The sequence below is a fragment of the Porphyromonas sp. KLE 1280 genome (assembly GCF_000700805.1).
Classification (GTDB): Bacteria; Bacteroidota; Bacteroidia; order Bacteroidales; family Porphyromonadaceae; genus Porphyromonas; species Porphyromonas pasteri.
The window spans coordinates 88,462-102,231 of sequence record NZ_KL362967.1 but is presented as its reverse complement, the minus strand read 5'-3'; the positions used below and the strand labels follow the sequence as shown (position 1 = coordinate 102,231).

Below are 13,770 nucleotides of genomic sequence, written 5' to 3'. Positions count from 1 at the left end.
TTCTGAGTTACGCCTTCTCGCACACGGATTAGCGTGTGAGTGAGGCAAATAAACGACCGCTCCCCCACCCCGTGCGGCTGTGGCACGAGGCGGGGGAGCGGTAGGGCTTTTTAAGAGCGGTGCGGACTATTCCGTCAGCTCGACGCGCTCCGCAGAGGGAGGAGGCGTAGTCGCACCCCAGCTCTTATTGGGGCGAGAGCCCATGGTGAAGACGAGCTTGCCACCGGCAGCCAGGTCGCTGTGGCGGATCCAGGGGCGATCGAGTGGCTTGCCGTTGAGCGTAGCCTTCTGGATGTACTTGTTCTCCGAGGAAGCGCCTTCCGCCTCGATGACGAAGGTGCGACCCGAAGCCAGACGCAGCGTCACCTTCGAGAAGAAGGGCGTACCGATGTTGTACACGGGTATCCCAGGGGTCACGGGATAGATACCCATCATAGAGAAGACCACGAAGGCTGTCATACCGCCACCGTCTTCGTCACCGGGCATACCCATCAGGTCACCACGGAACCACGTGTCGATGAGCTTACGCACCAGACGCTGCGTACGCCAGGGAGCGCCAGCATAGTTGTAGAGATAGGGGATGTGGAGGCTGGGCTCGTTCGACATAGCGAACTGACCGACGTTCCCCGTCTGGTCGGGGAGCTTGCTGTAGAACTCCCACTTCGACATACTGAGTGGTGTGCGCAGGGTCTCGTCCAGACGCTCGATGAAGCGCTCACGACCGCCCATCAGATAGATGAGGTCAGCGGGGTTGTGCTGTACGTCCCAGCGGTAGGTGTAGGCATTGTTCTCATCGTAGTAGTCACGTGCACCGAGGCCACCAGAGAGCTCATAGTTGAAGGGCTCGATGAAGCGCCCCTTCTTATTCTTGGGGTGGAAGAAGCCCGTATCGTAGTTGAAGAGCTTGCGGTAGTCGTAGGAGCGACGCAGGTAGTCGGCACTCTCCACGTCGTGCCCGGAGAACTTCGCCAGCTGCGACAGACACCAGTAGTCGTAGGCAGCAGCAAGGCTGACAGCGATACTCTGACGCTTCTCCCACAGCGTCACCTCGGGGACGGTCTCCTTCTCCCCGATATCCAGACCAGGGAAGTAGCCTTCCTTATCCATAAACTCCGAGAGTACCCCCTTGGGGCGACGTGTCCAGGGCAGGTAAGACTTCTCGGCCATCGTCTTCTTCGCTGCTTGGTAAGCAGCACTCAGGTTGAAGCCCGAGAGCCCCTTAGCATAGGCATCAGCGAAGGTAGCGATGGTGTGCGAGCCGTTCATACGGTGCGTATCGCCCGTGACTTCGGGGAAGGTAGGCAGCCATCCCTCGGGGCTCTGCTCGGCCATACGGAGGTAGCTCGTGAGCATCTGCTGCTCCTTCACGGGGTCGAGGAGGATGCGTAAGGGGTGCGTAGCGCGGTAGGTATCCCACAGCCAGTCGTCGGTGTAGAAGGGTACGCCTTCGTCATCGTGGACCTTCTTGTCGAAGCCACTCCAGTAGCGACCGTCCTCCGAGAGGCAGATCATACGCTCATAGGTGCGGTAGAGTGAGGTATAGAAGACACGGCGCTCCTCGGGAGTACCGCCCTCGATCTCGACCTTATCGAGAGCCTTAGACCACTCGTTGCGCCCGTACTTAGCCACGAGATCGACCTCGAAGGACTGGATCTCCTGCTCGACGTTGCGCTTGGCCTGCTCGACGCTGATGTACGACACACCGTAGCGGAGGGTCACGCCCTGCTTAGCGAAGGAGAGGCAGAGGGTATTGCCACGTGCCACGCCATCGACCGTCACGAGGCGACCCGTGAGTGTATCACGCACGAGGCGCTCCGTGGGCTCAGCATCCATCTCGGCGTAGAGGTAGACACGCGTAGAGTCCTCGAGCTGCTGGTAGCCGAAGAGGTTCTTCCCCGAAGCGACGAGCTCCCCATCGGGCGTGGAGAAGACAAGGTGATGGCCTGCCTTAGCCCGCTCGAAGTTGAACTGATAGATCGCACTGCGGTACGAGGGAGCATAGCGCACACGCACCTCAGGCTCCAGCAAGGTCACCTCATAGAGGTAGGGACGGACGCTCTCGCTATCGTAGCTATAGCGTGATACCTCGGGGAGGCTATCGCTGAGGGCACTCAGCGGGCTGATAGCGAAGGCCGATACACCACGGTGCGACGTCAGGATTACCGGTAGGCCAGCGATCTGCTCAGAAGCATAGTCCGTACGCTGCGGGTGCACACGCATCATCCCATTAGGCAGATGCACTGTGGGGTAGGTGGGCACAAGGAGATGGCTAATATTCCCTATGTAGGGGTCTACATAGTCGATCGGGTCAAGGCTCTTTGAGCGACCGAGACCCGTCGAGGAGCAGCCTACCAGTACGAGGCTGAGCAGGAGGCCCGCCAGGAGCGAGCGTGTCTGATGAAGCATGGGCGATAAATGAAACTTGGGACGATAGCCCCCTATAGACGAGATGCCTTAGCACTCACCTGCAGGGCATATTCTCCTCAAAGATAACGAAAAAGCCCCATCTATCAGCGGGATAGATGGGGCTTCTTGCTATGTGGATAGCGTGCCGATGGGCTTACTTCTTCAGCTCAATGTCGACACGGCGAGCGCTGCTCTTGAGGTCGGTATTGCGGTCGACGCCACCAGCGATGCTGATGAGGCGGTCGGAAGAGATCCCACAAGCAGTGAGGTAGTCAAGGACAGCCTGACTACGGCGCTGCGAAAGACGCTCGTTCACGAGGGCATTCCCTTCGGGGGAAGCGTAGCCCGTGAGGTAGAGCTTCATATCGGGATCGCCTGCGAGGACGCGATAGACTTCGTTGAGAGTGAGGCGTGCTTCGGGAAGCAGATCGCTCTTACCTACGGGGAAGAAGACCTGACGCTTGAAGTAAGAGACGACGACCGTGTCCGTGCGGACCTCTGTCTTCGTCTGCACCTCGGGCTGCAGGGGCTGCTGAATGATCGTAGGAGCAGGCTGCTGGATGATCACCTGGGGCTGCTGTGCGGGCTGAGCCTGCTGAGCGGCACGCAGGGCAGCGAGCTCCTGCTGGAGCTCGCGCAGGAGCGAGTCGCTCGAGCTATTATCTACGACAGGCTGCTGGACGATCGTCTGCTTCTGGCCCTTAGAGCGAGCGGGCAGGACGATAGCATCGCGGTCCGAGTCACGGCGCTGCAGGAGGAGGAGCATCAGCTGCTCGAGGCGATCGAGACGGCTGTTGCTCACCTGAGGCTGTGCCTGGGTAGCAGTATGAGGTGCGTAGGTATAGTTCACGCTACCAGCAGGTGCGTAGGGCATGGGCTGCTGGACAGGTGCTACGCCACCGAGACCGAGGGCACTGAGGAGCATCTGCAGCTTCACCAGACGGAGGTCTTCGGCCGTGAGGCCGTAGGTCGTCTGCTTGGTCTGCTGCTGGCTCTCCGATGCGATACGGGCTTCGGCGACAGCACGCACGGCACGCATCAGATCTTCCTCAGAGAGGGTGATGAGCGTGTCGGCCGCAGCGAGAGGCTGACTCACGCTCTGCCCTGCGCTCTGTGCCAAGGCGACAGAGCTAACAGAGAAGAGGGAGAGAGCAAGGAGGAGGGACTTCATAGGACGCATGTCTCTTAGAAGTTGAAGCGATAGCCTACAGCCAGCTGGTTGTTGCGGAAGGCACCACGAGCGGTGTAGTCAACGAAGACACGACCACCGAGGACGTTGCCGAGGGACGTACCGACGACAAAGTTGGGGAGGAAGCGTGATAGACCACCGATGCTATTGACACCCAGACCGACACCGAGGTAAGGTGTGATAGCCCCGTCGAGGAAGGTAGGCAGGTTGTAGAGGACGTTAGCGTTCAGACCAAAGCCCGTCTTCTTACCGAGAGATACATAGACATCGGGAGCGAAGTCGAACTGAGAGTCGAGGATCTGCATGTAGCCGCGAGCGCCTACGTTGAGAGCGAACTGGTCACCGAAGTTAGGACCTACGAAGAGGGCAGCGCGGTTGAACTTCAGCGTTTCCTTAGCAGGCTCTACCTTGACTTCCTTAGCGTAGACTTCATCCTTCTCGTTCTGACCAGCGACGATGATGCGGTCACGACGGTTCTGCTCATTCTGCAGATACTGCTCGATGAGGCGGATGTCATCGCTGGACTTACCCGACTGCTGAGCACCAGCGGTCTGCTGAGCCTGAGTCGTGTTGATAGCGTCGAGGCGGTCGATGACCTGGTCGAGGCGCTTGACGAGAGCGATGTTGGGGTCTGCCTTAGAGGAGTCCTGGCTCTGCAGCTGCTGGGGCTGTACCTGAGGCTGAGCCTGTACGGGCTGGCCGAGGAAGTTAGGAGCAGCGTAGGGGCTACGGTAGAGAGCGTTCAGCAGGAGGATCTTATCGAGGTCAGAGAGGTTGCTACCCGTGACATCAGATACAGATACCTGTGAACCCTTCTCACGCTTAAGGTCGCTGACAACCTGATTGACGAGAGCGTCGAACTGAGCCTTGGTCAGCGTGACCGTACGGCCCTGCTGAGCGACCTGAGGCTTCTGCGTAGCGACCTGAGCCGTCTGGTTGTCGACGTCCGTGATGCGGTCAGCTACTTCGCTCTTCTCACGCAGTACGCGGGTCACCGTGACGGTATCGCGGCGAGAGACAGCATCAGCCAGCTCTTCGTTGAGCTTCTTGATACGAGCGTCGTAGTCAGCACGCTGAGCGTTGAGCTTCTTGATACGAGCATCGTAGTCTGCACGCAGAGCGTTCATTTCCTCGAGGTTGGATTCCTGCAGGCGAGCGACTTCAGAGCGCATCTGAGCATCGCTGTAGCTCTGGTAGAGCTCACGACCATCGCGGTTAGAGCGACCGAAGTTGAAGCGGACACCAGCCTGGTAGAAGGCGTTGACCTTCACGTCAGCAGGGTCGGTGACACTCGTGATAGCAGGATTTTCCTGTTCGCTCAGCATAGCGTTGATGCTACCGTAGAGAGCGACATACTTGAAGAGGGGGATCTCAAGACCACCACCACCAAAGAGGAAGAGCCCGCTCTTAGGCGTAGCACCCGTGATGGTAGGCGTGAACTTACCCGTGACTTCGCGATAACCAGCACCGAGGTTGAGGTAAGGCGTCAGACCGCGAGGCATGTTCAGACGAGCAATGAAGTTACCCCCGTACATGCGGAGCTCGTTGTTCAGGTCGAAGTCGAGCGTACCAGGAGTCTTCGTAGCTGAGTAGTAGAACCCGCGGATACCGAAGATCGACGAGAAGTCAAACCCTGCAGAACCACCGAGGAACCACTGAGGCTCAAGGCCCGAAGCAGCGGGGTAGTCTACATAAGCGATACCGGGCTCGAGGACGAACTTAACGCCACGGAAGCCATCGGAGTACATGTTACGGTACGCACGAGAGATCGCATCGCCAGAGTCGTAGTTCGTGCCACCGAAGTAGATGTCAAGCGAAGCCTGACCCGTCCAGTTGTGGAGCTGGTCACCACCGTTAGCAGCAGAAGCGAGGTAGCGGTTGCTTGGATTGACGTTGAAGATAAGGTCCTTACCTTCGAGCGAGAGTGATACGCGACGGCCCATGTTGAACTTCAGACCGACACCACCGGCGCCGTAGATCTGCTTTTCCTTATAGCTCGTAGCTGCACCACCGACGGGCGTAGCCGTGTAGCCGAGCTCCATGATACCACCACCAGCGGTGAGGTAAGGCGTGATGAAGGAGTTAGACCAGAGGTTGAACTTGAGTTCACCACCGTAGCGCTTAATGTCTACGTTGGAGTCTTCGAGCTTGTCAGCCCAGTTGAGGAGCCATGAGGGAGTCGAGGAATTGTTCTTGAGCTTGCCCTTGAGGTCAAAGCTACGCTCATAGATCCCGCGGATCTCAACGAGGGGGCCGAAGCCGAAGCCAGCGCGCACACCCCAGAAGGGTGAGTCACCGAGGTTGAGCTTGCTGTCCCAGTGGGTGTAGCCTACTACGGGTGCGACCGTGAAGCTAACATCCTGTACCTGAGCCATAGCCTTGCTACCAATGCCAGCAAGCATCGTAGCGCAAAGAACCAAAGAAAGTTTCTTCATATATACATTCGAATTAGGAGTTGTCATGTTACTTGTCCTGACGAGGGCTGAAGCAGTATGCTAAGGCTTCGTAAATAGCCCTCCATAAGCAAGATGGCATTAGATTCAGTGGGTCGTAGACTCAATGGATCCTCCCTCTAAAGGGAAGCCACCTCACCTGTTAAAACATTACAAAGATATAAAATTCTTAACAACCTGAGATATAAGCAGTCTATTCCTATATAGACAATGGTTATTCCTTGAGAAATGTCTCAGCCCCTATGTAGGAATCTCTCATCTTCTTCGGGGCTTCGCATTTTCATCACCCCAATTGCGACCTATATCTATACAATATATACAGCTCTTTTACGCAACACAAACGCTTCCATCCACCCAAGCACCAGCACAGCGTGCGAGGCAGGAGTCACGCGAAGCAATATACGTCCCCTCCACCGTTCAAATAGATATTCGTATTCAAAGCAGTAGTGGTTCACCACCCCAATAAGTAGTCGATTGCACCACCCTACTACACTGGCAGCACCACGAAACAAGTCGGGCAACCGCAGGACGGAAGAGACCGACCTACGATTGCCCGATTCCCCGCTCATAAGCGGGAGGCATTATCGCCAACTAATAGCGGTAGCTCAGCGAGAGTGTGACCATACGCCCATTGCCCTGCGTATACTCCGCATCGCGTGCTACGAGCTGAGACTGGATGGGGTAATAGGTAGTATTCAGCAGGTTCTCGACACCGAGCCCCACCGTGAAGGCACCGAGACGATAAGCCCCCTGGAGGGAGAGCAGCGAGATGGGCTTGACCACCCCTTCACCCTCGGCGTATTGGCTCTCCTTTGTAGTAGGATTCGTCTTGGGAGCAAAGCGATCACGGCTACCCGTATGCAGAGCAAAGAGACGTAGCGATAGATCCTTGATGGGACGATAGCTGACGTGAGCCGTGAGCTTGAGCGGAGGAATAGACTGCCCCGACATATAGCCATTCCACGAGCCATCAGCGAGACGCTTACGCCCCTCCAGAGCGGAGAAGGTCGCACCCAGTGAGAGCTTCGGACTCAGCGTAGCTTCTGCACTCAGCTCCATACCATAGATACGCTGTGGAGAGCGGTCAACTACCCAGAAGCCATTCTGACTGATAAGATCACTCCCCAGAGCTGCATAAGTATAGTAGAAGGCCCCCTGCAGATCTAAGCGCGTACCTTCCCCGAAGAGATCGGAAAGATGCGAATAGAAGCCTGCCTCATAATTGTGCGTACGCACTGGATCGGTCTCGATCTTCGAGAGGACATCAGCCTTAGCAGAGCGCAGAGTACGCCCAAGGTCATAGATAGAGAAGCCCTCAGAGTAGGAGACAAAGGGCTGGAAGACCTTGAGCCCGTTGTACGTCGCCCCCACATTGAGCGAGAGGTTGCGGTAGCCGAGCGTACCACCCGCGACCTGCACGAGGGGATCACTTTTCTTGGTACGCAGGACGGTATAGTCAGGGACGTGGACATCGATCCAGTCGTAGCGCGCTCCAGCCTTGACAGTCAGCAGGTCAGATAGCACCGCCTTACCCTGCACGAAGGGAGCATAGTTCACCGAAGTCATCTTAGGCACCCAGTAGCGACCATCGACCAGAGGCTGACTTGTCTGATCTAAGAGGAAGTCCGCCCCATAGAGCAGCTGAAGATTCAGCTGTGACGAAGGGGTGAGACGTGAAAGGAGCTGAGCACGTGCCCCCCCCTGCGACGCCTTGGTAAGCGCCTGACCGCTGGTCTCTTCCCAGCGCGGACTCTTCGGATTGTGCTTGCGATAGTCAGCGACCGACTTGATGCTGCGCCCGAAGAGCGAGACTTCGAGGTCAGTCTGAGCGAAGACTTCGCGAGAGCTTAGCTTGAGATAAGCATTATGGTTGTAGGGCAGACCCTCGGGCATCGCTTCAGCAGGCTGGGTCCCTGGGACGCCGATGCGAGGCGAGACCAAGTACTTCCCGCCCGAAGCCACTAAAGGGCCATCCTGCTCTGTGCGGAAGAAGTTGTACATCAGCTCCAGCTGCGTACGGTCGCTGAAGCGGTAGCCTAACTTCGCCAAAGTGTTGATCGTACGCGTATCTCCGAGCCCATAGCGAGGCGAGAGATAGACGCCATTGGCGGCAATAGCCGATCCCGTATGCTGGTAGACACCATCGACGAGGTAACTCAAGGAGCCAGCCTGCCCGTAGACTTGCTGCGAGAGACGATAGCCCGCCGTCTTCTCTGAGCTCTTGAAGAAATTGTGATCCGTATAGCTCAGCTGAGACTGCCCGCCGAAGGGACGTTTCTCTTTACTCTGCTTGGTGACAATGTTGATAATCCCCCCGTTGGCACCATTACCGAAGATGGCGGTAGCTCCCTTGATAACCTCGATACGCTCTACCGCAGCAGGGTCGATGGAGCGGAGGTCACGACTCGTGGCTCGCAGGGGCGTAGACTGGGGGATACCGTCAATAAGGACGAGGATGCTACGCCCACGCAGGGTGTTGTAGCGCTCGTTCACATTGTTGCCCGTAGGAGGCACTCCAGGGATGAAGTAGCCAACGATAGCCTGCATATCAGGCAGGATCTGGCTCATCTCCCGAATATCTCGCTCGGGAATAATCGTGATACTTGCAGCGGCGCGCTGCTTGATCTCCGGCATACGTGAGCCTACGACGACGACGTCCTGGAGCTCGTGATCGGGATGCTGTGTCCCGTGCACACTGGGACTCTGTGCCATAGCCAAGAAGCTGTGACAGCCGAGGCCAAGCGTAAGGAGTAACTTACGATGAATCATTCTATGTACATGATAAGTAGGAAAATCCCCTACCCAATCCACGAGCAGAGGAGACACTTCTTGCCTCATCAAGAGGGCGATACAAAGGTACATCACGGCTGAGGCAAATGAGTCCTATTGATGAAAAATAGCTATATATAGGTAGTCATCGAGACGTGCGGCGATCCTTTTCTACTCTTATTTTATGAGTCGGCGCTCTCCTCTCCTGACATCCACGAACGAACCTATATAGGTCAGCCCGCCAAGCTATATAGGTCACCGCGTCGACCTATATAGCTTACCTCACGAAGCAATATAGGTCAGAGCCGCCACCTATATAGCTCCGTCCGGCATCGCCAGGAGCAGGCTGCATCAAGCAGGTACGCCCCCCCCCCCGAGAGAACTATTACATCCTATCCATCGTTATAGGGATATCTCTCACAACACTTATATCCAGCTCTTCATAGCACCTTACACCTTTTTATGAGTAAGCTCAAGCGACGTATTATGGTTCTCTTCATTACCCTCGGCATCATCGTCGCCGTCCTCTTCGGCGTCGGCTACCTCATCCTCCACAGCCCCTCCTTCGGGGCGCTCCCCTCGGGCGCGCGACTGGAGCGTATCCTGCACTCACCGAACTATCGTGACGGGCGCTTCCAAAATCGCTACCCCATGTCCCAAGGCATGCAGCCCAGCTCCATGGGTGACCGCATCAAGATCCTCTGGAAGTTCCTCTTCGACCGACCCGATAATATCCGCCCTGTCGATAGCATCCCCGTGGTGCGTCACGACCTGAAGAAGCTCGACCGCTCGGAGGACCTCATCGTATGGTTCGGCCACTCGGGCTACCTCCTGCAGATGGACGGCGTGCGCTACCTCATCGACCCCGTCTTCGTCGAGGGCGCCCCCTTCGGCATCTCCAACGCCTTCTTCAAGGGCACGCAGGTCTTCGACGTCGCTGACCTCCCCGAGATCGACTACCTCGTCATCAGCCACGACCACTGGGATCATCTCGACTACCACGTAGCTAAAGAGCTACAGAGCCGTGTGCGCAAGGTTTACACGGGGCTCGGCGTCGGGGCGCACCTCGAGCGCTGGGGCTACCGTCCCGACCAGATCGTAGAGCTGGACTGGGGCGAAAGCACCCCGACAGCAGAGGGTGGGCGCGTACACTGCCTTCCCACACAGCACTTATCCGGCCGAGGTCTCACATCCAGCCAATCGCTATGGGCTTCCTTCGTCCTGCAGGGTCCGAAGCACTCGGTCTACGTCGGTGGTGATGGTGGCTTCGGCCCGCACTATGCCGAGATCGGGAAGCAGTTCCCCCAGCTGGATCTGGCCATCCTCGAGAACGGGCAGTACAACAAAGAGAACTGGAGCGGCATCCACATGCTCCCCGAACACCTCGGCGAGACGATGCAAGCCCTCGGCGCTAAGCGCTTCCTCACGGTGCACCATGCGAAGTTCGCTCTGGCGATGCACCCCTGGAAGGAGCCGCTGCAGAACGCAAAGCGCCTGCGCGATGAGAAGGGCTTCCCTATCCTGATGCCCCGCCTTGGCGACATCGTCCACTACACCGACAGCACCTTCACCACCGACGACTGGTGGGAGAAGCTCGACTAATCCCCACAAAACAAAAAGGCCTCGGGGCACCCCTCTCCACAGAAGTGGAGGGAGGTGCCCCGAGGCTTTTTCGCGTAGAGTAGTCGCCAGGACTACGCCACGATTAGAAGGTGTACTTCACACCGACCTGAGCTCTCCAGCGAGAGTTGATGTCGGAGTAATCCCAAGGCGTGCTGCGGTGGTGCGTGAAGCTGTAGACCGGATTGCCCGTAGCGCGGTCGGTAGAGATCGCGATGGGGGTAATGTTGTCGTACTGGATGTATGGGCTCATACCCCAGCCACGGTTCAGCAGGTTGCCGAGGTTGATGATGTCGGCATTGAGCTGGAGCGTGTGACGACGACCACCGATGTTGAGGAAGAAGTCCTGAGCGAAGTGGAGGTCGAACTTGTGGACGAACTCAGACATGAAAGCATTGCGAGGAGCGATGCGGCCACGCTGCTGAGCGAGGTCACCGCTGCTGGCGATGAACTGCTCGAAGCTGTCTGCCATCTCCTTGTTGGCCTGAGCCTGGCGGATAGCACGGTCTGAGGCAGATTCGCCGGGCTTGTTAGCGATCGTAGCGGTGAAGTAGCCGTTAGCGACTTCTTCCTTCGTGGGGATGTAAGCGAGGTCATTGCGCAGACCGGGGATCGTACGAGCGTCACCGTTGGCGTCACCATAGTAGAGGATCGAGTAGCGACCACCCGACTGCCCGTTGTAGATGATACCGATGGTCGTAGCGAAGTGCTTAGCATACTCTACTCGGTAGTTGAGCTGACCGATGATGCGGTGGCGCATATCGAAGTTGGAGTAAGACAGCTCCTCGCCGTTGATATCGCTCGAGTAGTTGTAGCCCCAGTTCGAAGCAGCCTGCGAGCTCGTACCGTCGTTGCCAGCCTTAGCCTCACCGAAGGTATAGGCGATCGAAGCATCGAGGCCGTGGCCGAAGTCCTTCGCCAGCGTAGCGGTGAGGTTGTAGCTATAGCCGAGGTTGTTGCTCGAGAGAAGGAGCAGATTCGTGTACTGCTTAGCGAGCTCAGCATCGATCTTGTAGACAGGACGGACCTGACCATGGCCATGGTCGAGCGTACCGTTCTCACGGAGGAGGAGGTTGCGGTAGCGTACGCTATTGAGGTTGCGCGTGTACATCCCTTCGAGCGAAGCACGGAAACCACCGGGGAGCTTAGCATCGAAAGCGAGGTTCGAGCGCCATACCTGAGGATAGCGGAAGTTCGTACCGACCATATCGATCTCAGTCGTCTTACCAGGCTGCGTGAACTGATGGTTGACATCAGCGTTGAAGCGCATGGTGGGGACGTTCGTACCGAGGACAGCCGTACGGAGGTATTCCATACCGCTATTGGAGAAGCTATTGGAGATCCATACGAAGGGCACACGACCGGTGAAGATACCCGTACCCCCACGGATGACGTAGCGACTATCAGCGTCGACGTCATAGCGGAAGCCTACACGTGGCGAGAAGAGCGGACGGATAGGAGGCAGGTAGTTGTTCGTGACACCGTATTCCTTAGCGACAGCAGAGCTATTGAAGTCGGGGTTAGCCGTAGGACGATCGAGGAAGAAGGGCATATCGACACGCAGACCGTAAGTCAGGCGGAGGTGATCGGTAGCCTTCCACTCATCCTGAGCGTAGAAGCCCAGCTGACCAGCGCGGAAGCGGGGAGCCCATCGAGCGTCGCCCGTGCGAGAGACGTCAGCAGCAGAGTAGCCGTAAGACTTAGGAGCTACCTCATTAGCCGTACCGATAGCGAGGAAGTCATCGAGCGTGGAGTACTCATAGTTCCCGTAGTAGTTCGTGAGGTAGAGGTTACGCATGCGGAAGAGCTCGTTGTGCGTACCGAAGGTCAGCGTGTGATTGCCGAGTGCGAGCGTCAGGTTATCCGTCAGAGAGAAGATGTCCTGATCGAGTTCGTTAGCAGGCGTATCCTTGTCGACCCCAGCGAAGACCTGATAGCGAGCCTTGCCAGCCATACCATTGATGAGGACGAAGGGGAAGGCACCACCGAGGTAGGTGCGCTTGTCGCGGATACCGCTGTAGCTGACGCGAGCTTCGTTGGAGAGCTTGTCGGTGAGCTTAGAGTTCAGCTCAGCGACGATAGTATTGGTGACGCTGTGCTTGTGGTAACCGTTGTTGTAGAAGCGCAGGCGCGTGGGAGAGTTCGAGAAGTTGTAGGGCTTATCGTTGATGTGGCTGTAGCGCAGCGTGAGGCGATGAGCGGAGTTGATGTTCCAGTCAAGGCGGACCAGCCCCTTGAAGGTTTCGCTGGGGATATCCTGCGTAGCGTAGCTGCCACCATTGTAGCCGAGGCTCGTGAGCTTGTCAGCGATCTTCTTAGCATCTTCCTCAGGGACGACAGAGCCGTTGCCTGGGGTGAAGGTCGAGGGACGGACACCCTTGACGTATTCGCCGTTAGCGAAGAAGAAGAGCTTGTCGCGGAGGATAGGACCACCGAGCGTGAAGCCGACGGTGTTCTCATACTGCTTGTCGAGGGCCTTGCGGGTCTTGACGTCCTTACCAGCAGTCGTGCCGAAGAAGTCCTGGTTGTAGTAGTAGTCGTAGACCGAGCCGTGGAAGGTGTTGGTACCCGACTTCGTGATAGCGTTCATACCGCCACCGGTGAAGCCCGACTGACGGACGTCGAAGGGAGCGATGACGACCTGCAGAGCGTCGATAGCTTCGAGGGAGATAGCATTCTTACCCGAGGTACCGAGACCGAAGACGTCGTTATTGACAGCACCGTCGATCTGGAAGCTATTGAAGCGGCTGTTAGCCCCAGCGAAGGAGCCACTACCGTTAGCCTGAGGCGTGAGCTTAGCGATGTCCATGATGCTACGCGATACGGTAGGGACACGCTCGATGTTCTTGCGAGAGAAGGCTGAGCCAGCGCCAGTCTTCTGAGAGTTGAACTTATTACCCTTAGCCCCCGTGACGACGACCGTGGTGAGCTGCTTGGTATCGTCCTTCATCTCGATGTTGAAGGTCTCCGTCTCACCGAGAGCGAGGTTGACGTTCTCGATCTTCGCAGACTGATAGCCGATATAGGAGATAGTGAGGGTGTAGGGACCACCTGGGCGCATACCTACGATGCTGAAGTTCCCCTTGGCGTTAGTGATAGCGCCGTAGGTCGTACCGGTAGGCAGGTGCTTGGCGACAACGCTGGCGCCGATAAGAGTCTCCTTGGTAGTAGGGTCGGTGATCGTACCGTTGATCGCCGAGGTCGTCACCTGGGCCCATACGGCTGGGGTGGCGAAGGCAAAGAGAGCCAGTACCAAGAGACGAAGTAAATACTTCTTCATACGCTTTGTTTGTACAGGTGGCTGTGACGGCCGTCACAGCCAGAGGACTAAGT

6 protein-coding genes are annotated in these 13,770 nt (G+C 57.2%); 1 reads left to right on the top strand and 5 read right to left on the bottom strand.

Going from position 1 to position 13,770, the window contains the following annotated elements:
• Positions 1-126 precede the first annotated feature (126 nt).
• The 4 genes from HMPREF1121_RS08510 to HMPREF1121_RS08495 all read right to left on the bottom strand — a co-directional run bounded on the left by HMPREF1121_RS08510 (position 127) and on the right by HMPREF1121_RS08495 (position 8,817).
• A complete protein-coding gene (locus HMPREF1121_RS08510) occupies positions 127-2,406 on the bottom strand; it encodes a GH92 family glycosyl hydrolase (RefSeq protein WP_044115826.1) in 2,280 nt (759 codons plus the stop codon).
• Positions 2,407-2,560: 154 nt separating this feature from the next.
• Positions 2,561-3,577: an OmpA family protein gene (locus HMPREF1121_RS08505; protein WP_198019172.1), complete on the bottom strand. Its 1,017-nt coding sequence runs from the start codon at positions 3,575-3,577 to the stop codon at positions 2,561-2,563.
• A gap of 14 nt (positions 3,578-3,591) precedes the next feature.
• On the bottom strand, positions 3,592-6,030 hold the full coding sequence (locus tag HMPREF1121_RS08500) for a coiled-coil domain-containing protein (protein ID WP_044115824.1): 2,439 nt from the start codon (positions 6,028-6,030) through the stop codon (positions 3,592-3,594).
• A gap of 609 nt (positions 6,031-6,639) precedes the next feature.
• Positions 6,640-8,817 (bottom strand): TonB-dependent receptor, encoded by a 2,178-nt coding sequence (locus HMPREF1121_RS08495; RefSeq protein ID WP_044115823.1) that lies wholly within the window; start codon positions 8,815-8,817, stop codon positions 6,640-6,642.
• Between the two features lie 462 nt (positions 8,818-9,279).
• On the opposite strand from HMPREF1121_RS08495, the gene HMPREF1121_RS08490 reads away from it, so the two are divergent.
• Positions 9,280-10,419 carry an MBL fold metallo-hydrolase gene (locus HMPREF1121_RS08490; RefSeq protein WP_044115822.1) on the top strand — a complete coding sequence of 380 codons (1,140 nt, stop codon included), beginning with the start codon at positions 9,280-9,282 and terminating at the stop codon, positions 10,417-10,419.
• A 103-nt stretch (positions 10,420-10,522) separates the two neighbouring features.
• On the opposite strand, the gene HMPREF1121_RS08485 is transcribed toward HMPREF1121_RS08490, so the two are convergent.
• A complete protein-coding gene (locus HMPREF1121_RS08485; RefSeq protein WP_044115821.1) occupies positions 10,523-13,717 on the bottom strand; it encodes a TonB-dependent receptor in 3,195 nt (1,064 codons plus the stop codon).
• Between the last annotated feature and the right edge of the window lie 53 nt (positions 13,718-13,770).

Excerpts from the sequence above, each read along its gene's own strand:
- HMPREF1121_RS08490 (WP_044115822.1), top strand. The coding sequence starts at position 9,280 with ATGAGTAAGCTCAAGCGACGTATTATGGTTCTCTTCATTACCCTCGGC.
- HMPREF1121_RS08495 (WP_044115823.1), bottom strand. The coding sequence starts at position 8,817 with ATGATTCATCGTAAGTTACTCCTTACGCTTGGCCTCGGCTGTCACAGC.
- HMPREF1121_RS08505 (WP_198019172.1), bottom strand. The coding sequence starts at position 3,577 with ATGAAGTCCCTCCTCCTTGCTCTCTCCCTCTTCTCTGTTAGCTCTGTC.
- HMPREF1121_RS08510 (WP_044115826.1), bottom strand. The coding sequence starts at position 2,406 with ATGCTTCATCAGACACGCTCGCTCCTGGCGGGCCTCCTGCTCAGCCTC.
- HMPREF1121_RS08500 (WP_044115824.1), bottom strand. The coding sequence starts at position 6,030 with ATGAAGAAACTTTCTTTGGTTCTTTGCGCTACGATGCTTGCTGGCATT.
- HMPREF1121_RS08485 (WP_044115821.1), bottom strand. The coding sequence starts at position 13,717 with ATGAAGAAGTATTTACTTCGTCTCTTGGTACTGGCTCTCTTTGCCTTC.